Genomic DNA, 18950 nt, shown 5'->3' with positions numbered 1-18950 from the left:
GTTAACGGGTCAGCGGGTGTGGATTGCCATCGAGAGCAGCAGATCGGTGCAGGTGTTCACGAGGTCTTCCTCGGGCAGTGACACGGTGCCGTTCAACCAGGCCGTCAGTGTCTGCGCCAGGCCCCCGACCATGAAATGCGCGGCAAGGTCGAGACGGGGACTCTCCGCCACCTCGTAGAACCCGACGGTCTGCTTGGTCACCAGGCCGGCGAACAAACGCGAACTGTCGAGCCGTCGCTGCGCCAGCACCTCACTCGACTGCGCTACCGAGAACATGAGTCGGCCGTGCCGGGGATCTTCGGCGACCGCACGGACGATGTTGCGCACGCCTGCTTCGACGATCTCGCGTTCGCCCGGCCCCGCCGTCGACACAGCTTCCAACGTGCTGGTGGCGATGCGTTGCACGACATGGTCGTAGACGGCGACGATCAGCGCGTCGCGGTCGGTGAAGCTTTCGTAGAAGTAACGAGTGGCCAGTCCGGCCCGCTTACAGACTCCGCGTACCGACAGCGTGTGGTCGCCGTCATCCCCGCCCAGTAGGTCGAGTCCGGCCTCGATCAGCTGCGCGCGACGCTCGGCGCGGCGCGCATCGCCCTCCAGACCGCCATACATGCGGCCACCTGTCGAACCTGACGGTGCCGTAACCATGGCGACCATCTTTCCACCGAACTCTGGACGACGAACATATATGTGAGTACGGTCGTATTCAGATCACGCCCCGTGGATGGATAACAGGAGCAACTATGTCGACGTCACTCGACGCACCAGACCGTCTCGACCAGGTCATGGATGGTGCCGGCCTACTGGCGGGCGCTGCCAACATCATCATGCAGTTGGCACATCCCGGAGTCGGGTACGGCGTGTACGAGAGTCGGGTCGAGAGCGGGCAGCTCTTCCGGCATCCGATCAAACGATCCCGCACCACGCTGACCTACCTCGTGGTCGCCGCACGAGGCACCGACGAGGAGAAAGCCGTCTTCCGTCGAGGCGTCGACCGCGCCCACGCCAAAGTGCGGTCCACCGCAGACAGCCCGGTCCAGTACAACGCTTTCGACCCCGAACTGCAGTTGTGGGTGGCCGCCTGCATCTACCGCGGATTCGAGGACGTCACCCGGGCCCTGCACGGCGACCTCTCCCCGGAGGCGTCGGCGTACTTCTACAAGGAAGGCGCCACTTTCGGCACCACCTTGCAGGTCCCACCGGAAATGTGGCCGGCCGACCGCGCCGCCTTCGAGGAGTATTGGAACCGTTCGCTGGCCAACGTGTCGATCGACGACACCATCCGCGAACACGTCCTCTCCATCGCACGGCTCGAATTTCTCCCCACCATCATCTCGCGCCTCTTCGGCCCGATGAACCTGTTCTTCACCAGAGGTTTCCTCCCCCAACACTTCCGCGAAGAAATGCAGCTGACCTGGAGCGAGACGGACCAGCGACGTTTCGACCGCATCCTCCGGACCATCGGCGCCGTCAGCCGCCGCCTGCCCAACGCCCTGCGCGAACTCCCCTACAACCTGCTCATGCGCGACCTGCGGTGGCGAATCAAGTCCGGCCGACCACTCGTCTGAGCATCGGCGTGTGCGCCTCCAGCGAGACCGACATCATCTGCTAATGTTTGCCCCGCAGGGTGTTGGGCCTGCCTACGGGCGCCCAATATCATGCGCGCCGATGTAGTTCAATGGCAGAACATCAGCTTCCCAAGCTGAATACGCGGGTTCGATTCCCGTCATCGGCTCCAACAAGACCTCACTAGCGACCGAGTCCGAAATCGGATACAGCCGGGGCGTTTGCGGGCGATCAGCATCGTCACCTTCATCCCGGCCGATCCCATGCAGCGCCCAGAGGGCAGTTTCCAGGTTCCAGGCGGGCCATCCCGGGACGAGCGGAGCCGGATCACCAGGTCCCGATCCGGGTCCACCGCCCTCAGAAGGGCGGTCAACGCCTCCGCCTCGATGCGCGGGATCGCCCCGCGCCGCCCTATTGCGGGATCTTCCGCCGATTACCCCAGTGTCAGATTGAAATCATCGAGGAGCGAGGCGGTCACCGCATCCCGTGCCCAGCCGTCGGTGTCGAGTGGTGCCGAGCGCACCACGGTCAGCGCCGGTGTCGTTCGTCCGTCGATCAGCATGAGCGCGAGTTCGTTTCGTCCGTGCCGGCACTCGTAGCGAAGGCCCTGCGCTGCGGGGGTGTTCGTCAGAATGTCGATCGCGGTCCGGCGAGTCTGCCCGTAGTCCCGCCAGGTACACGCCGTCAGGGAGGCGTCCTGGCCGAGCCGGATCAGGTTCCGCTGCCCGTCCAGGACGGCGATGTCGACGTTGTCGTCCAGCACGAGTTGCGCCAACGACTTGCCGGCCAGGAGCCGCTTGCGGATGATCAGGTCCGGTGGGATGTCCTGGCCACGCAGAATCCCTTCGGCGACCACCGCTCCCACGGACAACCCGACATACAGGTACCCGCCCAGCGCGGCCCCACCCGGGCACACGGCCGGGTCGTGGACCGGCTCGAATCGCCCCTGGGCCGGAATGGCAGTCGTGCGGATATCGAGGGTGCTGGCATCGACCCAGGGCGCGATGTTACTTCGGTTGAACGCATTCGGAGGATATGACGAGGATGTCCAGTGCACCCGCCACACCGGTGTCCCCGCCGCGATGATGTCGATGTTCGCCGGATTGCCGTTGTAGGCCCCCACTCTCCTACATTCCCCGCTCGGCAGCGTTGATCATGTTGTCGACGGCGATCTCGGTCAGATCGCCGTCCTCGAGTTCCTGCAACGGGGTTCGGCCGTCGAGGATGTCGGAAGGGGTGCGCCACCAGGACGTGACCCCCCACGGATCCTCGGCCGCCCCCAACCTGCTGTTGGCATACGCCACGATCGGCCACACCCGGTGATGCACCGTATCGAACTGGAACGTCGGATAGTGATAATCGGGGCGCCGCCCCAACGGCAAACCGAGCAACACACCCTCGTCCCGCAACTTCTTCACCAGGGTCCGCGATTCCCCCGCCCGCGGGGCCAGCACCCGGCCCGCCTCCCCGGCCTTGAGGGTCGCCACCCGCTCGAGCAACGACTGCCGCCGCTCGGCCGCCGCCCCGGCGAGGTCTCCGGCACGGGTTCCCACCGGGCCGGCGAACGCCTCATCGAGAATCAGCTTCGCGATCAGCGCCCACTCCTGCCGCGGGGCATTGCGAGTCACGTACTCCACGAACTCGCCCGCCACCTCCACACCACGGCCCGTACCAGCGCGGTAGGCGGCGGCATTCAACCGGTGACCGCGCCCGGCAACAACCCGCGGCCCACCCCCGCTCTTCGCGGCCGGGACTTTGATCACCTTCCGCCGTGTCCGATTCTCCGCCATCCCACACCTCCGAAACGTAAAGAACGTAAAATTATCGTACTCCACGTACATTCCGTCGGAAAGGCTGCATCCACGGTTCGAGGTCTTCCCGTCACCCGTTTAGCTGACCCAACCTTGGTCGGCCAGGGCTGGATCAGATGTGGCGAGTCAAGAACGGTAGCCCTGGCACCGTCACAGGTGTGTTGTCGATACCCTCGCGGCCTCAGCCCTGTCGTTGTGTCGGTTCCGGAGGATCGCCGGCGGGAGCCGAGCCAGGTCGGGTCGACGCCCTCACCGAGGGCTTCGCTCGTCGCCGACCACAAGCCACTACTCGTAAAGCTCGTCACGAGAACATCCCGATTGTGTAGCTCTACCGCAAGATCGAGGACGAGCCCTCCGACTGGGTCAGTATCGACGACTATTCCGCCTCGTTCGAGATGGCCTCGTATGTCGTCGCCACCGGCCGGCGCAACGTCGCCATCCTCGGCGGTCCCGGCACGTCCAGAGTGTCCGCCAACCGCATGAGCGGATACCTCGACGCCCTCGCCACAGCGGGCGTGCAGGCGATCAACGAACCCGATCTGTGGGCGACCTGACCCGCGCATCCGGAGCACAGGATTCGACGACACGACCATGCAAACATCCCCTCAGTACGACGCCCGGCCACCGCTGGCGTCGTAGACGGCGCCGGTGGAGAAGCTGAGCGCCTCCGAGCACAACCATGCGACGAGTTCGGCGATCTCCTCGGGCCGTCCCATCCGGGCCATGGGGGTCAGGCTCTGCGACCGCGCGAGAATCGCCGGGTCGGTGCCGGCATTCATCGGGCTCTGCACCGCGGCGGGTGCCACGACGTTGGCCAGGACACCGGTCTTGGCGACTTCCTTGCCGAGTGATTTCGTCAGCGCGATCACGGCCGCCTTCGACGCCGAGTAGGCGCTCTGGTTGGGATTACCCTCCTTCGCGGCGATGCTCGCCAGATTCACGACCCGCCCCCAGCCGGCGGCGGCCATGGCTGGCACGAATGCGCGGCAGAGGAGGAACGTCCCGTCGACGTTGATGCGGAACGTTCGGCGCCAGTCCTCGAGGTCGATGTCCACCAGAGGAGCGGACGGTCCCACGACACCGGCGCTGTTGACGAGGATGTCGATGCGTCCGAGCCGAGCGGCGAGCTTCTCGACGGTGTCAGCGTCGGTGACGTCGAGGTGCTCGTCGGCCCCGGTAGCGACGTCGGCGGTGACAACGCGGACCCCGGCGTCGGCGAGGCGTTTCGCGCACGCCGCGCCGATTCCGCTCGCGCCGCCGGTGACGAGCGCCGTCGCGCCCTCGGGATAGGTGGCCATGGGTTTCTCCTCGCGACTGTGTGCGCATTAGTCTTTTTCTATGTGCGAAATCAGAATGATTGGTTCCGCACTGTGTATGAATTGGAATATATGGCCTGAGCCACACGTGACCAACTCGTCGAAGGGACTCCGATGGAGATTCGCTGGCTGCAGGCGTTCGTCGCCGTCGCCGAAGAACTGCATTTCGGCAGGGCTGCCGCGCGACTCCAGATGGCCCAGTCGCCGCTGAGTCAGACGGTGCGCAAACTCGAGAAGGACATCGGCGTGCCGCTGTTCGAGCGAAGCACCCGCAGTGTCGCGCTGACGTCGGCCGGCCATACGTTTCTGCCGCACGCCTACCGCATCCTCGAGAGTGTCGACATCGCGCGGCAAGCCAGCCGCGCGTCCGCCGGGGGCGTGTACGGCCGGATCAAGATCGGCTTCACGGGCGTGCTCAATCACCTGTCCCTGCCCCCGCTCACCCGCGCGCTCCGGCAGCGCTATCCCGACATCGAACTCACCCTCGTCGGGCGCATCATGACTCGTGAAGCTCTCTCTCAATTAGATAGCGGCGCACTCGATCTCGCATTCGTCGGACTTCCCGTCGAGACGGCCTCGGTGTCGACCCGATTGATTCGCCGTGAGCCATTCGGGGCGGTGCTCCCGGCGGACCACCCGCTCGCGTCCGAGCCGGAGATCGACTTGCGCGACCTGGCCGAGGACGGATTCGTCACCACACCGCTGTCGGCCGGCTCGGCATTGCAGGAGGTCGCGATGCGGGCCTGTGTTGATGCAGGGTTCCGTCCCCGCGTGGTGCAAGAAATCACCGACCCGTACATGATCTTGATGCTGGTGGCGACGGGTGTCGGCGTGGCGCTCATGACGTCGGGCATTGCGGCGCTCACGCCCCCGGGCACGGTGTTCGTGCCGCTCACCGGCGAGCCGATCTACATGAACCACGGACTCGCATGGTCCCCGCGTCGGGTCTCCGACGCGCTCCGGGTGGCCCTCGCGGTATCGGAGGACATTCTCCCGACCCCCGATTAGGACATTTTCGGTCTATATCTAAGACTTTTTTTGCGCTGGACTGCGCATAGTCCGCCATGACACGCTCGTCACGGTCCGGAACTTCGTGTGAGGTGGATCACCTCCGAAGAAGCGCTTCGCGGCGCACCGGACCCCTGGGACGAAAGGAACACCATGGCAAGCACCTCTACTCGTGACACCGGGGGACAACCGAACGAGAACGCCCGCCGGGCCGCCGTCTCGGGGTTCCTCGGCAGCACGCTGGAGTACTACGACTTCTTCATCTACGGGTCCGCGGCCGCGCTGGTCTTCCCGCGGATCTTCTTCCCGGGCGGAGGAGCCACGGCGACCCTGCTGTCGATCGGCACGCTCGGTGTCGCGTATATCGCGCGTCCGCTCGGCGCAGTACTGTGGGGACATCTCGGGGATCGATACGGGCGCAAGAATTCGCTGCTGGCGTGCCTCATGCTCATGGGTATCGCGACCGTGGTCGTCGGGTGCCTGCCCACATACGACCAAATCGGCATCGCCGCACCCGTCATCCTGGTGTTCCTGCGATTGCTGCAGGGCCTGTCGGCAGGCGGCGAATCGCCGGGATCCTCCGCGTTGACGCTCGAGCACGCACCGGACAACCGTCGCTCGTTCTACACCTCGTTCACCATGAGCGGCATCATGTTCGGCATCGTGCTCTCGAGCCTGGTGTTCATTCCCGTGGCCGCGCTGCCGGATGACGCGCTCTACTCGTGGGGCTGGCGTGTCCCCTTCCTCCTCAGCATCGTCGTGACGGGTGTAGCGGTTTGGCTGCGTCGCAAGCTCGACGAGCCGGAGGTCTTCGAAGAGTTGAAGGAACACGACGACACCGCGGGCATTCCTGTGGTCGAGATGTTCCGCTCGCACTGGCGCACCGTGATCCGCATCAGCCTCAGCGCGACGTTCGCGATGATCAACACCATCGTCAACGTCTTCGCGTTGGCGTATGCGGTGCAGGTCGCCGGGCTCGAACGCTCCACGATGCTGTGGGCCATCGCCGTCGCCAACTTCGTCGCGGTCCTCACCCAGCCGCTGTTCGGAATGCTCGCCGACCGGATCGGCCGCAAACCGGTGTTCGTGACGGGCGCCGTCGGTGCCGCGGGCATGGTGTTCGTGTTCTTCCACGCGATCGGAACGGGCAGCGCGCCGATGGTATTCGCGGCCGGCATCGTTCTGATCGGCCTGTTCTACGCGATGCCCAACGGCGTGTACCCGGCGTACTTCCCCGAGCAGTTCCCCGCCAAGGTCCGGTACACCGGAATGGCCGTAAGTCTCATGCTGGGACTGTTGGTCGCCGGCTTCACCCCGGCCATCGCACAGTGGCTGTCGGCGGGTGACACCGCGAACTGGGCCCCAGTCGCCTGGATGTGCCTGGGCTTCGCGCTGCTGTCGTCCGTCGCCGCGCTCACCGGTCCCGAGACGTACCGCACACCCACCGAGCATCTCGGCGAACCCGGCACGACGACGGCCGGCACGCGGCACCAGGCGCTCGTCCGCACCGACGCCTGACCGGACCTTCACCACTGCAGGAGATTTTCATGCACCCCGTATCCACCCGGCACCGGATCCGCCTCGTCGGGGCAGGGATCGCCACGTCCCTGTCGCCGGCGCTACACGAACACGAGGCCGCCGCCCTCGGCCTGACCGACTACCGCTACGACCTGATCGACATCGCGGCGGAGGGCATTCCCGTCGACAGTTCCGGCGACGCGCTGCGGCAGGCCGTCGCAGCGGGTTGCACCGGACTCAACGTCACCCATCCGTGCAAGCAGGTGGTCGTCGACTCCCTCGACGAATTGTCCGGCAACGCGCGGCTTCTCGGCGCCGTCAACACCGTCGTCGTCCGTGACGGGCGGCTGATCGGTCACAACACCGACCACAGCGGATTCCTCGCGGCGCTGCGCCGGGGATTGCCCGATGCCAAGCTCGGCCGCGTCGTCCTCGCCGGTGCGGGCGGTGCCGGTTCGGCCGTCGCCTACGCGCTCGCCGCCGCCGGAGTGACGGACCTGCGGGTCGCCGACCTCGACCCGGCCCGTGCCGCGGACGTCTGCGCGCGCCTCGCGGCGGCGTTCCCACAGACGCGGGTCACGGCCATCCCCCTCGACGCGATCGAAGCGAACCTGGAGCACTGCGACGGCGTCGTCAACGCCTCTCCGATCGGCATGGTCGGACATCCGGGAACGCCGTTCGACACCGACGCGCTCCATCCCGGACTGTGGGTCGCCGACATCGTCTACCGCCCGCTGCGAACCGAACTCGTCGCGGCAGCAACCACTCTCGGCTGTGATGTGCTCGACGGCGGTCAGATGCTCGTCGCTCAGGCGGCCGACACGTTCGCCCTCCTCACCGGCATCACGCCCGACCCCGACCGCATGCGACGCCACCTCGGCGAACTGCTCGCCGATCAGTGCGCCCCGACCGTTCTCGAGGAGTCCCGATGACCGCGCGTCCGTTCGCCGCACCACTCGACCTGGGCAACGTGCGACTGCGCAACCGCTTCGTGTCGGCGCCCATGGAGCGCAACTACTGCGAGGTCGACGGCACGATGACCGACGAGTACATCGCGTACCTAGAGCGCCGTGCGGCGGGCGGTGCCGCTCTCGTCTTCACCGAGGCCAGCTACGTGCGGGCCGACGGCAAGGGGCGTATCCGGCAGATGGGTGTGGACGTCGACGAACGCATCCCGGGCATCGCGAAGGCGGCCGAGGCGATCCATGCGCAGGGCGCGCTCGTCGGCGTGGAACTCAATCACGGTGGCCGCACCGCGCAGGGTTCCGTCAGCGGATTCGTCCCCGTCGCACCGTCACCGATCCCGTGCGCGGTGGTCGGCGGTGAAATGCCCGAGCAACTCGACGGCGACGACATCTTTCACATCATCGAATGCTTCGGCGAGGCCGCCGCGCGCTGTCAACAGGCCGGGGTCGACGTGATCTCGCTGCACGGCGGTCACGGCTACCTCATCCACCAGTTTCTCTCGCCGGCGTACAACCACCGCGACGACGAGTGGGCCGATCCGGCGCTGTTCGTCAACAAGGTGATCGACGCCGTGCGCACGATGGCACCGGGTATCGCTCTCGGACTGCGGTTCTCGGCGTTCGAGGCCGTCGACGGCGGTCTCGACGCCGAGACGACCCGCGCCCGCATCGACGCGATCGACACCGACCGGCTCGACTTCCTCGACGTCTCCGCCGGCAACTACGAATCCGGACAGTGGATCATCCAACCCGGCGAGTGGCCCCGCGGCCTCCTCGCCCCGTACTCCGAGCAGTACACGCGTGACTTCGGCCTCCCCGTCGGGGTCGCAGGCCGGATCAGCTCACCCGAGGTCGCGGCGCAGATCATCGAATCCGGGCAGGCCGACTTCGTCAGCATGGCCCGCACCCTGCACGCCGACCCGGACTTCCCGAACCGCGCGCTGGACGGCGGCCGGTACCGACCCTGCATCGCCTGCAACTACTGCATCGACAGCCTCGCCGCCGGACCCGTTCCATGCTCGGTCAATCCGTGGGTGGGCCGCGAACTCGAGCAGCCGTCGAAACCGGCGGCCGCGGCGGTGCGTGTCGCCGTCGTCGGCGGCGGGCCGTCTGGGATGGCGGCCGCCCGCGACCTCGCGCTCGCCGGGCACCGTGTCGACCTGTACGACGAACGCGACAGTCTCGGTGGAGATTTCGCGTTGGCTGCGCGACTGCACGAGTACCCCGAGTACTCACGGATCGTCGACTGGTACCTCGCCGAGATCGCCGACCTCGACATCACCTGCCACATCGGCACCCGGGTCGACGCCGCCGCACTGGCCGGCCTGGACTTTGACGCCGTCGTGCTCGCGACGGGCGGCCGCGGACCCGAGGTCGACCTCCCCGGGGCCGACACCCGAAGGATCCGCGACGTCCGCGAGTTCCTGCAATCCGGAGACCCCGCACCCGCGGCGATCACGATCTTCGGCGCCGACCGGGAAGCGGCCGCGGTCGCCGACGACCTCCTCCAGCACGGCACCGAGGTGGTCATGATCGGCCCGCAGGAGACGATCGCCCACGACGTCGGCCGGCGCGGAAAGATCGTGCTGCTGCCGCGGCTCGCGGAGAGTGCGAACCTCACCACCCACCTGTCGTCGATCGTGACGCGGATCGAGAAAGACCGGGTGGTGATCTCGACCGCCGGAGACGAGCGGATGGTGGACGCTCCCGGCGAACTGCTGATCTCGCACGGCGTCGAGCCGCGCACCGACCTGCTCGCCGCAGTGCGGGCGCTGGCACCGCGACTCGGCGTCCACACGGTCGGTGACGCGAGTGGCGACGGCGGCTCCATCCACGCCGCTCTCGTCACCGCAGCCGACGTCGCCGCGAAGATCACCTCTGCCGCGGATGCTCGCGTGGAGGTCAGCGCGTGATCGACATGCCGCCCCTCGGTCTCGGGACCTGGCCACTGACCGGTCCGGACGCCACCCGGGCCGTGCTGTCCGGCATCGAGGCCGGTTACCGGCTCATCGACACCGCCACGATCTACGACAACGAGGAGGCAGTGGGTGTGGCGCTCGCGGAGTGCGGATTGCCCCGCGAGGACCTGTTCGTCACCACGAAACTGCGTGGAAGCGACCACGTGTCGGGCGACATCCGCGGCGCGGTCGAGCGCAGCCTGAAGAATCTGGGACTCGATCGGCTCGACCTGTTCCTCATCCACTGGCCGCTGCCACGCCACGACAAGTATGTGGCGGCGTTCGAGGCTATGCTCGCGTGCCGCGACGCCGGCCTCGTCCGCTACGTCGGCGTCTCCAATTTCCTGGAGACGCACCTGCGTCGCGTCGTCACCGAAACCGGAGAAACGCCGGCAGTCAACCAGATCCAGATGGACCCGTCGGTAGCCCGGCTACCCGTCCGGCGCGCCAACGACGAACTCGGTGTGTTCACCCAGTCGTGGAGCCCGCTGGGCCGCGGCGACGTGCTCGACTCACCTGTGGTCACCGACATCGCCCGGCGCCTCGGCGGCACCCCCGCACAGGTGGTCCTGGCCTGGCACTTCGCGCAGGGTGTCGTGCCGGTCGCGAGATCCGCGAATCCCGCGCGCCAGGCCGAGAACCTCTCCGCCCTCGGCGTGCGGCTCACCACCGACGACGTGGCCGCCCTGAACCGTCTCGACCGCGGCGAGTCCGCGGCCCGGGACGTCGAAACCGAGGAGCACTACTGATGGCCCTACGTATCGGCATCGTCGGCTGCGGCAAAATCGCCGGCAACCATGCCCGGGCCTTGCAGCAGGTGCCCGGCGTCGCGCTGATCGGCTGCTGTGACACCGACGTCGACCGCGCCCACGAGTTCGCATCCGCGCACGGCATCTCGCGGGCCGTCGATTCGGTGGAGGAGTTGATCGGCCTCGGCCTCGATGCGTGCACCGTCTGCACTCCGCATCCGGTGCACGAGCAGGTGGTCGTCGCTGTGGCGGAGGCCGGGATCCACGTGCTGTGTGAGAAGCCGATCGCGGTCGACGTCGCCGGGGCCGACCGGATGATCGCGGCCGCCGAGGTCGCGGGCATCACGTTCGGTGTGCTGTTCCAGCGCCGGTTCTGGCCGGCCGCGCAGCGCATCAGGACGGCCATCGACGACGGCCGGATCGGTATTCCGGTGCTCGGTGAGGCGTCGGTGCTTCTCCACCGCCCGTCGTCCTACTACTCCGCCGACGAATGGCGAGGGCGGTGGGACACCGACGGCGGCGGTGTCCTGATGACGCAGGCCGTCCACCAGATCGACATGCTCCAGTGGTTCATGGGTGAAGCCGTGTCGGTGAGCGGCGTCATCCGCACCCACACACACGGCGACCACATCGAGACCGAGGACAGCGCGTCCGCCGTCGTCTCGTTCGCGTCGGGCGGCACGGCTACCGTCACCGCGACCACCGGCGCCAACCACAACCTCGGCAATCGGGTCACCGTGATCGGGCAGACCGGTGCGATTGCGAGCGTCCTCGAGTTCCCAGAGGGCAGGGAGGGCGTCAACGAGATCTGGACGGTCCCCGGCGAAGTGGAGTTCCGCGCCCCGTTCACCCCCGACGTCCGCGCCAATCTCGACGTCACCGAAGTCAACGCCGGACTCGCCGACTTCCACACACTTCAGGTGCAGGACTTCGCGGACGCCGTCCTGACCGGTCGCGACCCTGCCGTCACCGGACGTGACGCGCGCGCCTCGCTGGCGATCATCGCGGCGATCTACGAGTCTTCGCGCACCGCCCGGGTCGTCGACCTCACGCCCGCACCGACTTTCGCAACGACATCCGCTCAGGAGACGCTATGACCCCGGAACACACCATCGCCACCTACGACGTCGTCGTCATCGGCTCCGGAGCGGGCGGTCTGTCCGCCGCCGTGGCCGCAGCCGACGGGGGAGCCTCCGTCCTCGTCGTCGAGAAGGCGGACACGTGCGGCGGCGCGACGGCGTGGTCCGGCGGCTGGATGTGGACGCCGCGGAACCTGTTCGCGCACGCGGACGGCGTGAACGAGGACCGCTCGCTGCCGCGCACCTATCTCGAGCACCGACTCGGTGAGAACTTCGACGCCGCCAAGGTCGACGCCCTGCTCGACGGCGCACCCCAGATGGTGGAGTTCTTCGAGAAGAAGACGGCGCTACAGTTCGTTCCGGGCGCGAAGATCGCCGACATCCACGGCGACACACCGGGTGCGGGCACGGGGCACCGCTCCGTCGGGCCGAAGCCGGTGAGCCTCCGGAAACTCGGCCCCGACGTCGCGGCGCTCCTGCGTCGGCAGCTCTACGAGACGTCGTTCCTCGGCATGGGCATCATGGCCGGTCCGGACCTCCAGGCCTTTCTGCACTCGACCCGCTCGGCGAAGGCGTTCGCGCACTGCGCCCGCAGGGTGTCCACGCACCTGCTCGACCTCGCCACCACCCGCCGCGGCCAGCAACTCGTCAACGGCACCGCGCTCGTCGGCCGGCTGCTGCGGTCGGCGCTCGACGCCGGCGTCGAGATCCGCGTGAGCACGGCGGCCACCGCGCTGACCACCGACTCGGCGGGCACCGTCACCGGTGTCCGGCTGGAGGGCCCGGACGGGGCCTACTCCGTGTCCGCCCGCCGCGGAGTCGTCCTCGCGACAGGTGGCTTCAGTCGCGACATCGACCGGCGCCGCGAACTTTTTCCCCGCACACCCACGGGCCGTGAACACTGGACCCTCACCCCGTCCACGACCACCGGCGACGGCATCACCCTCGGCGAATCGGTCGGCGGCCGCCTTGACCGCTCGGTCGCGTCCCCGGTGGCGTACTGCCCGGTGTCGATCATCCGGTACCGAAACGGCAAAGAGGGTGTGTTCCCGCACATCCTCGACCGCGGAAAGCCCGGTGTCATCGGCGTTCTCGCCGACGGCCGCCGCTTCGTCAACGAGGCCCTCGGCTACCACGACTACACCCTCGCGATGGTCGAACAGGTCCCCGACGGCGACGAGGTCTGCTCCTGGTTGATCGCCGACCAGCGGTACCTGCGGTACTTCCCGCTCGGCATGGCCAAGCCGCTGCCGATCCCGACGTGGCCGTACCTGAAGTCCGGCTACCTCACCCGCGGCCGCACGGTGCGCGAACTAGCCGAGAAGATCGGCGTCGACCCCGACGGCCTGGAGAAGACGGTCGCAGCGTTCAACGAGGGCGCCCGCGACGGCGTCGACCCCGAGTTCGGCCGCGGAACCACACCCTTCACCATCGGCTCCGGCGATCCCGACAACCCGTGGCCCAACCCCTCCCTCGCACCGCTCGAAGAAGGCCCGTTCTACGCGGTCAAGGTGGTGCCCGGCAGCTTCGGTACGTTCGCCGGTCTGGTCACCGACAGCATGTCCCGGGTACTGAACGACGACGACCAGCCGATCGACGGGCTGTTCGCCGTCGGGGTCGACCAGTCCAGCGTCATGGGGGGCCACTACCCGTCCGGCGGTATCAACCTCGGCCCAGCCATGACCTTCGGCTACCTCACCGGTCGCCACCTCGCCTCGCCGACAGGAGATCTGCGATGACCGCCCCACTCGGACTCGCCGCACTCACCGTGCTCGACACCGCGCCGCTGCAGCAGGTGGACCTCGCCGAGAAGCACGGCTTCGACACCATCGGGATCCGGCTGCTGCCCGCCGCGCCCGGCACCACCGCTTACCCGCTGCACGAGGACGACGCCGCCCTCGATGCACTGATCCGTCGCCTCGACGATTCGCCGATCGAGGTGTTCGATCTCGAAATCATCCGGCTGCGAGCAGATTTCGACCCGAAGTCGTATGTTCCCCTGCTCGAGGCGGGCGCACGCCTCGGCGCGAAGGCCGTGCTCGTCGGCGGCGACGACCGCGACCGCGCCCGGCTCACCGACTCCTACGCCCGGCTGGCGGAACTGTGCGCGCAGTACGGCATCGTCGCGAGCCTCGAGTTCATGCCGTGGACGGCTGTGCCCGACGCGACCACCGCGGTCGAGATCGTGTCGCAGGCCGACGGGTCGGCGCGTAGCGTACTGATCGACGCTCTGCATACCGCCCGTTCGACGACGACCCTCGACGACCTGGCGGCGATCCCACGAGAGTGGCTGCATTACGCGCAGATGTGCGACGGTTCGGTGCCTGCACCCAACAACGACGCCGAACTCGTCCGCCACGCGCGTGAGGAACGGCTCGTGCCCGGCACCGGGGGCATCAACCTCACCGACATCTGGTCGACACTGCCCCCCGACCTCCCCGTGAGCGTCGAACTGCCCAACGAACCCCTCCGCCGGGCGGTCGGCACCGACGCGTGGCTCGACCGACTCGTCACCCAGACACGAAGAGTGCTCGACACGAATTGCACCACTTCAACCCACTGACCACGATCGCTGCGACCCGACGGGCGGCCCTGCATCTCGCGAGCTGGGGGTCGTCGACGACGTGCCGTGGGATTGCGTGGGGCCAGGCCGAGGATCAGGTGGATCTCATCGGCCGGAGGGAACTTTACGGTGCGACCGTGCCCTCGGGCATGTCATTACCTCAGGTCGATCGCACCCGCACCTAACGGGCGTGCACCGTAGGGCCTAGCCCGAAGTGGAGGGGCGGGCACAGCGCGATGGAGGGCAGAAAAGTGGGCGCCTCCGGTCCCCACACAGGGAAGTGCATATAGGGGAACGCACCGAGTAGCTGGCAATGTAGCTCCACCTGATGAGTGTTCACAGTCCCGGGATCACACGTAGACATGGCGCCGATCACGAAGTACTGCAGTGCGCATCCACTCGGAACAGGTGGTGGTGCTGCATTTGCGGGCGCCGCGGTCAGGGACAAGGCGGCGGCCACCGTGGACGCGATGAGGGTCAGGCGCAGAAGCCGAGACATGGAATCCTCCGGTAGTGGGGGTCCCGACCCACGCACCATCCTCGCAGTCGAGCCCCATCGCCGTGGCCTGTTCGGCGCCTACGCTTGCAGGAACGCGGCCTGAACTCGCAACAGATGACCTTCCGGGCTCAGCTCTTCATACCGCTCCATCACTTCCGACCAGCGGCCTGCCGCAAACAGTTCGGCACATTGAGGGTCTTCGTCCATGCCGGCTTCCATCGCCAGGACGGCACCCGCTCGAAGTGCGGCAGCCTGTGTTCGGTAGGCCCACACGTCGAGGCGACCGGACCCGCTGTATCCGCGGTGAGCCAGGGTCCACACCGCCGGATCTCGGGTCGTTTCCACTGTCCCGTCCGGTCGGTAGAGCGTCGAGGAGACCACCTGCTTGATGAAGTCGGCTGCGCGCACCATCATTCGAGACTAAATCGGCCAGGCCGCCATCGTCGGATGACACGGCAATGACTCGCCGATCACGTCTCATCGCTCATCCGCCAACACCTGAAATCGAGGCACCCGAACTCGTACACAACGTTTTTGACGCTACCCAGACACGCCCCAGGCCCCGCGAACGTCGTCGGCGGCCGACTTACGACGCAAAGCGGACAGAACATGTACTGCTCGTGAGTGGCGGATAGAGTCGAATAGGTTCGCCCGTCCAATCTCTGGAGCGACCGCGATCGATCTCGCTCTGTGGAGTGCGCAGTTCGACCAGTGACACCATTTTCCACGACCCCGGTGGCAGATCCCGTACTATAGTGCGGGTAGACGTACAATAGTACGTGCACGCGAGTCGCTAGGGAACGGAACTATGGATCTGACCCGGCCGCTACAGACAGTGACGCCCACGCTCGACGGTGATGTGCTCGCTGCGCTGGCAGCCGCGTCCGAGGCGACTTTCACGACCGGCCAGCTGCACCGGGTGCTGCCGCGCCATTCGGAAGAGGGGATACGAAAGGCGTTGCAACGATTGAGCAAGCAGGGCACCGTGCTGTCTTCCAGAGTAGGTAACGCATTCGTGTATCAGCTCAATCGTGAGCACTTGGCCTTCCCTCATATCATCGGTCTCGCCGGTTTGTCAGGGGAATTCCTGCGCAGGTTGGAGGCGCGGTTCGACAGCTGGAAGATTCCCCCGGTATATGCCGCCGTGTTCGGCTCCGCTGCACGCGGAACGATGTCGATCGACAGCGACATCGACATCTTCCTTGTCCGGCCGGACGCCGTCGCAGACGAGGAGTGGGATGAACAGGTGGCAGAGCTGATGGCCGAGGTGACCAGATGGACCGGCAACGATGCGCGAGATCTCCAGTTCATGCAGAGTGAGATCGCCGGCCGCGGCACGGACGCACCAGTCCTGCGAGAGGTGGCGAAAGAGGGGCTGACGGTGGCCGGTTCGCGGGCTGGTTTCACCCGGCTGCTGCGTCAAGGTAATCGGTAGTTGGGCGGACGCGGCGTGACGCTGTGGGTGCACGCGGACATCGCAGCGAGAGTTTCAGGATGATGCGACAGTGCGAGTCCGCGTGCAGACGTGCCAGACACCGGACGATGTGAGTGTGGGCCGGCCCGATTCTACTGGTGGACCAGAAAATCGGGGCGCAATGTACGGAACCTCTCGAATTCGCCCTTCCCCGGCGACGGAGCGAGGACGATGGGCGCAGAGCTCAATTTTGACACTCCGGCCGCACCAGCGCTGGCACCAGAGTCCGCGTCAGGTGCGACCGGGGCGGATGTACAAGCGGCCAGGGGGTAGATGGATTTGACTGCGTCACGGGAGAGCAAAGAAGCCGACCTCGTCCTAGCAGGTGGCGGCGTCAAAGGAATCGGGTTGGTCGGCGCCGCGTCTGCGCTCATCGATGCCGGATACACGATTCATCGCGTGTCCGGTACGTCGGCGGGCGCGGTCGTGGGTGCCATCCTTGCGGCCGTCACCGCCAGCGGGGAACCTGTGACCGGCGAGCAGTTGAAGAGACTCACCCATCTCAACTATCGAGAGTTTCTCGATCCCGGTCTCCTCGAGAACATCCCGATTCTCGGGCAATCGTGGGCGCTGCTGCGGGGCACCGGACTCTACCGGGGCGATCGTGTCCACCAGTGGATCAAGGACACGCTCGACAGGCTCGGAGTCTCTACCTTTCACGACCTCGAGATTGACGGCACCCTGCCAATGAAACAGCGGTACAGGCTGGTGGTCACCGTGACCGACGTGACGACGGGGCAACTGGTCCGCCTGCCCTGGGACTTTGAACGGGTCTACGGCCTCGACCCCAACGCTCAATCCGTCGCCGACGCGGTACGGGCGTCCATGGCGATCCCGTTCTTCTTCCGTCCTGTCTCGTTGACCAGTGCCGCCGGAATGACCTCGACGCTGGTAGACGGCGGAGTGCTCTCGAACTTCCCGATCGATTCACTGGATCGGACCGATGGACAGTTGCCCCGACGGCCCACCTTCGGGGTCACCGTTCTGCCCAATCTGCCGGCCGGGAACGATGACGTCATCCCCCATCTCAGACTCCTGCGCCTTCTCGGGCCACCGCACCTGTTCGAAAGCGTTCTCACCACCATGCTCGTCGGTCGCGATCAGGCGTACCTGAACCAGCCGTGGGTGAGTGTCCGGGCAATTCGGGTGAACTCCACCGATGTCGGGGCCCTCGACTTCGACATTCACCAGGAAGACGTCGAGGCTCTCCACCGAAACGGATACGAAGCGGCACAAGCGTTCCTATCCACCTGGAATTGGAATTCCTACGTTCAGAGGTTCCGGCAGATGCCGCCCGGGTAGCTCCCGTAAACTGCGCTCCGCCCGGGAACCGGCCCCGGTCACGGTCCGCAGCGAATTCCGCGGCGGCGTCATCCGGCATCGGTTTTCTCCACCAACCGGTCTATGCCGTCGAGCATGCGGTCGAGGCCGAAGCGGGAGTCGTCCTCGAGCCAATCGGCGTCGTCGCTCCCGTCCGGATCGAATGCCCCGGCGGCGATCGCGGACAGTAGCGCGGGGAATCGCTCCCGGTCGAGCAGGAGTGGGAGCATCTGCGAATAGTCGACCGGTGTGGTGGACGCCGCCGACCGCTCCAGGTCGTTGACGAACCGGGCGCGCCCGATCACGAACAGTGAAACATTGAGTACCACTTGAACCTTCGTGTCTTCGGGCAACGTTGTGTCCGCGAGGGTGCGCAGTCCCGCCTCGAGCCACGACAGGTTGTTCGGCCCGGTCGGCGGCGCCGAAATGGACAGTTCAGCCCACCAAGCATGGACGCGTGCGCTCCGGTACTCGGCTCGGGCCCAGGCTTCGAGCCGGTCCCTACACGGACCGGACACCGGCAGGTCGGTGGGCGGGGCGCCGATCGCGCGGTCCGCCATCAGCTCGATCAGGTCATCCTTGCTGTCGACATACCGGTAGAGCGACATCGTGGTGAACCCCAGTTGCTTGGCAACGCGGCTCATCGACAGCCCCGCGAGACCTTCGACGTCGGCCACCTCGATCGCGGCGTCGAGCACCCGGTCGAGCGTGAGCCCCTTGCGGGGACCGCGCGACCCGGCCTCCTCCAGACCCCAGGCCAGCGTCTACGTACCTCTCATACTTTCTGCCACTGATGTGGCAGAGGTTGGAGAAGTACGTACTTCACGGCTACCCGTGACACCGTGCGATGCTGCTGCGGGTTTGACCGTGTCCCACACCGACGCTCGAGGTGCAGGAACAATTCTTATCTGATTCACCCCCGCCTGGGGTGTCGCGGTGGGAACACTGCGGCGGACCCGGCGATGCCGTGGCCTGCTCGGGGTGGGACTGGTCTTGTCGCGGCACTGCCGGACCGGCGCATGCTCGGCGGGTTGCGTCCAGCAGAGTGGTGTATGAATCGGATTCGAACCTGACCGGCGTGTCGTAGCCAAAGAAGGCGGCCATCGCGTGACTCTTCGAGAGAC

General features: G+C 66.7%; 19 protein-coding genes, 1 tRNA gene and 1 pseudogene. 13 read left to right on the top strand and 8 right to left on the bottom strand.

Annotation, left to right across the window (positions count from 1 at the left end; all coding sequences use genetic code 11):
- Positions 1-9 precede the first annotated feature (9 nt).
- A complete protein-coding gene (locus ACH49N_RS32320; RefSeq protein ID WP_358276828.1) occupies positions 10-657 on the bottom strand; it encodes a TetR/AcrR family transcriptional regulator in 648 nt (215 codons plus the stop codon).
- Positions 658-743: 86 nt separating this feature from the next.
- Here ACH49N_RS32320 and ACH49N_RS32315 point away from each other — a divergent pair, with 86 nt between their 5' ends.
- Both ACH49N_RS32315 and ACH49N_RS32310 read left to right on the top strand, forming a co-directional pair.
- A complete protein-coding gene (locus tag ACH49N_RS32315; protein ID WP_358276827.1) occupies positions 744-1568 on the top strand; it encodes an oxygenase MpaB family protein in 825 nt (274 codons plus the stop codon).
- A 96-nt stretch (positions 1569-1664) separates the two neighbouring features.
- A tRNA-Gly gene (locus ACH49N_RS32310) sits at positions 1665-1738 on the top strand.
- Between the two features lie 261 nt (positions 1739-1999).
- Here ACH49N_RS32310 and ACH49N_RS32305 read toward each other — a convergent pair.
- Together ACH49N_RS32305 and ACH49N_RS32300 are read right to left on the bottom strand one after the other, a co-directional pair.
- Complete coding sequence (locus ACH49N_RS32305) at positions 2000-2689, bottom strand: hypothetical protein (protein WP_358276826.1); 690 nt, start codon at positions 2687-2689, stop codon at positions 2000-2002.
- Between the two features lie 4 nt (positions 2690-2693).
- Complete coding sequence (locus ACH49N_RS32300; protein WP_358276825.1) at positions 2694-3356, bottom strand: hypothetical protein; 663 nt, start codon at positions 3354-3356, stop codon at positions 2694-2696.
- 416 nt (positions 3357-3772) lie between these two features.
- Here ACH49N_RS32300 and ACH49N_RS32295 point away from each other — a divergent pair, with 416 nt between their 5' ends.
- Positions 3773-3931, top strand: a complete 159-nt coding sequence (locus ACH49N_RS32295; protein WP_358276824.1) for a hypothetical protein — start codon at positions 3773-3775, stop codon at positions 3929-3931.
- A gap of 51 nt (positions 3932-3982) precedes the next feature.
- On the opposite strand, the gene ACH49N_RS32290 is transcribed toward ACH49N_RS32295, so the two are convergent.
- Positions 3983-4675, bottom strand: a complete 693-nt coding sequence (locus tag ACH49N_RS32290) for an SDR family NAD(P)-dependent oxidoreductase (protein WP_358276823.1) — start codon at positions 4673-4675, stop codon at positions 3983-3985.
- A 132-nt stretch (positions 4676-4807) separates the two neighbouring features.
- On the opposite strand from ACH49N_RS32290, the gene ACH49N_RS32285 reads away from it, so the two are divergent.
- The 8 genes from ACH49N_RS32285 to ACH49N_RS32250 all read left to right on the top strand — a co-directional run bounded on the left by ACH49N_RS32285 (position 4808) and on the right by ACH49N_RS32250 (position 14533).
- On the top strand, positions 4808-5701 hold the full coding sequence (locus ACH49N_RS32285; protein ID WP_358276822.1) for a LysR family transcriptional regulator: 894 nt from the start codon (positions 4808-4810) through the stop codon (positions 5699-5701).
- A 153-nt stretch (positions 5702-5854) separates the two neighbouring features.
- Positions 5855-7219 carry an MFS transporter gene (locus tag ACH49N_RS32280; protein ID WP_358276821.1) on the top strand — a complete coding sequence of 455 codons (1365 nt, stop codon included), beginning with the start codon at positions 5855-5857 and terminating at the stop codon, positions 7217-7219.
- Positions 7220-7248: 29 nt separating this feature from the next.
- A complete protein-coding gene (locus tag ACH49N_RS32275) occupies positions 7249-8151 on the top strand; it encodes a shikimate dehydrogenase (protein WP_358276820.1) in 903 nt (300 codons plus the stop codon).
- Positions 8148-10097 carry an FAD-dependent oxidoreductase gene (locus ACH49N_RS32270; protein WP_358276819.1) on the top strand — a complete coding sequence of 650 codons (1950 nt, stop codon included), beginning with the start codon at positions 8148-8150 and terminating at the stop codon, positions 10095-10097. The genes ACH49N_RS32275 and ACH49N_RS32270 overlap by 4 nt, the downstream gene beginning before the upstream one ends.
- Positions 10094-10891 carry an aldo/keto reductase gene (locus ACH49N_RS32265; RefSeq protein ID WP_358276818.1) on the top strand — a complete coding sequence of 266 codons (798 nt, stop codon included), beginning with the start codon at positions 10094-10096 and terminating at the stop codon, positions 10889-10891. The genes ACH49N_RS32270 and ACH49N_RS32265 overlap by 4 nt, the downstream gene beginning before the upstream one ends.
- Positions 10891-11988: a Gfo/Idh/MocA family oxidoreductase gene (locus ACH49N_RS32260; protein ID WP_358276817.1), complete on the top strand. Its 1098-nt coding sequence runs from the start codon at positions 10891-10893 to the stop codon at positions 11986-11988. The genes ACH49N_RS32265 and ACH49N_RS32260 overlap by 1 nt, the downstream gene beginning before the upstream one ends.
- The gene (locus tag ACH49N_RS32255; RefSeq protein ID WP_358276816.1) at positions 11985-13709 is read left to right on the top strand and encodes an FAD-dependent oxidoreductase; all 1725 of its coding nucleotides are present in this window, start codon (positions 11985-11987) and stop codon (positions 13707-13709) included. Before ACH49N_RS32260 ends, ACH49N_RS32255 begins: the two co-directional genes overlap by 4 nt.
- The gene (locus tag ACH49N_RS32250) at positions 13706-14533 is read left to right on the top strand and encodes a TIM barrel protein (protein WP_358276815.1); all 828 of its coding nucleotides are present in this window, start codon (positions 13706-13708) and stop codon (positions 14531-14533) included. Before ACH49N_RS32255 ends, ACH49N_RS32250 begins: the two co-directional genes overlap by 4 nt.
- A 181-nt stretch (positions 14534-14714) precedes the next feature.
- Here the strand turns inward: ACH49N_RS32250 and ACH49N_RS32245 are convergent, their stop codons facing one another.
- Together ACH49N_RS32245 and ACH49N_RS32240 are read right to left on the bottom strand one after the other, a co-directional pair.
- Positions 14715-15032: a hypothetical protein gene (locus tag ACH49N_RS32245; protein WP_358276814.1), complete on the bottom strand. Its 318-nt coding sequence runs from the start codon at positions 15030-15032 to the stop codon at positions 14715-14717.
- 78 nt (positions 15033-15110) lie between these two features.
- Positions 15111-15443, bottom strand: a complete 333-nt coding sequence (locus ACH49N_RS32240; RefSeq protein ID WP_250772219.1) for a hypothetical protein — start codon at positions 15441-15443, stop codon at positions 15111-15113.
- A 397-nt stretch (positions 15444-15840) separates the two neighbouring features.
- On the opposite strand from ACH49N_RS32240, the gene ACH49N_RS32235 reads away from it, so the two are divergent.
- Entirely contained in the window at positions 15841-16467 is a 627-nt protein-coding gene (locus ACH49N_RS32235; RefSeq protein WP_358276812.1) for a nucleotidyltransferase domain-containing protein, read from the top strand.
- A 312-nt stretch (positions 16468-16779) separates the two neighbouring features.
- Positions 16780-17808, top strand: a complete 1029-nt coding sequence (locus ACH49N_RS32230) for a patatin-like phospholipase family protein (RefSeq protein WP_358276811.1) — start codon at positions 16780-16782, stop codon at positions 17806-17808.
- Positions 17809-17876: 68 nt separating this feature from the next.
- Here the strand turns inward: ACH49N_RS32230 and ACH49N_RS32225 are convergent, their stop codons facing one another.
- Both ACH49N_RS32225 and ACH49N_RS32220 read right to left on the bottom strand, forming a co-directional pair.
- Entirely contained in the window at positions 17877-18524 is a 648-nt protein-coding gene (locus ACH49N_RS32225) for a TetR/AcrR family transcriptional regulator (RefSeq protein WP_358276810.1), read from the bottom strand.
- A gap of 66 nt (positions 18525-18590) precedes the next feature.
- Positions 18591-18950 (bottom strand): annotated as a pseudogene (locus tag ACH49N_RS32220) (hypothetical protein); the annotation flags it as partial.

Origin of the sequence: Rhodococcus sp. NPDC019647 (genome assembly GCF_044389235.1) — a bacterium.
In the GTDB taxonomy this organism is placed as follows: domain Bacteria; phylum Actinomycetota; class Actinomycetes; order Mycobacteriales; family Mycobacteriaceae; genus Rhodococcus_F; species Rhodococcus_F oxybenzonivorans.
This window is presented reverse-complemented; position numbering and strand designations above follow the sequence as displayed.

What these genes read in the sequence shown, in the direction of transcription:
- ACH49N_RS32320 (WP_358276828.1), bottom strand. Translation starts at nt 657, where the DNA reads ATGGTCGCCATGGTTACGGCACCGTCAGGTTCGACAGGTGGCCGCATG.
- ACH49N_RS32315 (WP_358276827.1), top strand. Translation starts at nt 744, where the DNA reads ATGTCGACGTCACTCGACGCACCAGACCGTCTCGACCAGGTCATGGAT.
- ACH49N_RS32300 (WP_358276825.1), bottom strand. Translation starts at nt 3,356, where the DNA reads ATGGCGGAGAATCGGACACGGCGGAAGGTGATCAAAGTCCCGGCCGCG.
- ACH49N_RS32295 (WP_358276824.1), top strand. Translation starts at nt 3,773, where the DNA reads ATGGCCTCGTATGTCGTCGCCACCGGCCGGCGCAACGTCGCCATCCTC.
- ACH49N_RS32290 (WP_358276823.1), bottom strand. Translation starts at nt 4,675, where the DNA reads ATGGCCACCTATCCCGAGGGCGCGACGGCGCTCGTCACCGGCGGCGCG.
- ACH49N_RS32285 (WP_358276822.1), top strand. Translation starts at nt 4,808, where the DNA reads ATGGAGATTCGCTGGCTGCAGGCGTTCGTCGCCGTCGCCGAAGAACTG.
- ACH49N_RS32280 (WP_358276821.1), top strand. Translation starts at nt 5,855, where the DNA reads ATGGCAAGCACCTCTACTCGTGACACCGGGGGACAACCGAACGAGAAC.
- ACH49N_RS32275 (WP_358276820.1), top strand. Translation starts at nt 7,249, where the DNA reads ATGCACCCCGTATCCACCCGGCACCGGATCCGCCTCGTCGGGGCAGGG.
- ACH49N_RS32270 (WP_358276819.1), top strand. Translation starts at nt 8,148, where the DNA reads ATGACCGCGCGTCCGTTCGCCGCACCACTCGACCTGGGCAACGTGCGA.
- ACH49N_RS32260 (WP_358276817.1), top strand. Translation starts at nt 10,891, where the DNA reads ATGGCCCTACGTATCGGCATCGTCGGCTGCGGCAAAATCGCCGGCAAC.
- ACH49N_RS32255 (WP_358276816.1), top strand. Translation starts at nt 11,985, where the DNA reads ATGACCCCGGAACACACCATCGCCACCTACGACGTCGTCGTCATCGGC.
- ACH49N_RS32250 (WP_358276815.1), top strand. Translation starts at nt 13,706, where the DNA reads ATGACCGCCCCACTCGGACTCGCCGCACTCACCGTGCTCGACACCGCG.
- ACH49N_RS32245 (WP_358276814.1), bottom strand. Translation starts at nt 15,032, where the DNA reads ATGTCTCGGCTTCTGCGCCTGACCCTCATCGCGTCCACGGTGGCCGCC.
- ACH49N_RS32240 (WP_250772219.1), bottom strand. Translation starts at nt 15,443, where the DNA reads ATGGTGCGCGCAGCCGACTTCATCAAGCAGGTGGTCTCCTCGACGCTC.
- ACH49N_RS32235 (WP_358276812.1), top strand. Translation starts at nt 15,841, where the DNA reads ATGGATCTGACCCGGCCGCTACAGACAGTGACGCCCACGCTCGACGGT.
- ACH49N_RS32230 (WP_358276811.1), top strand. Translation starts at nt 16,780, where the DNA reads ATGGATTTGACTGCGTCACGGGAGAGCAAAGAAGCCGACCTCGTCCTA.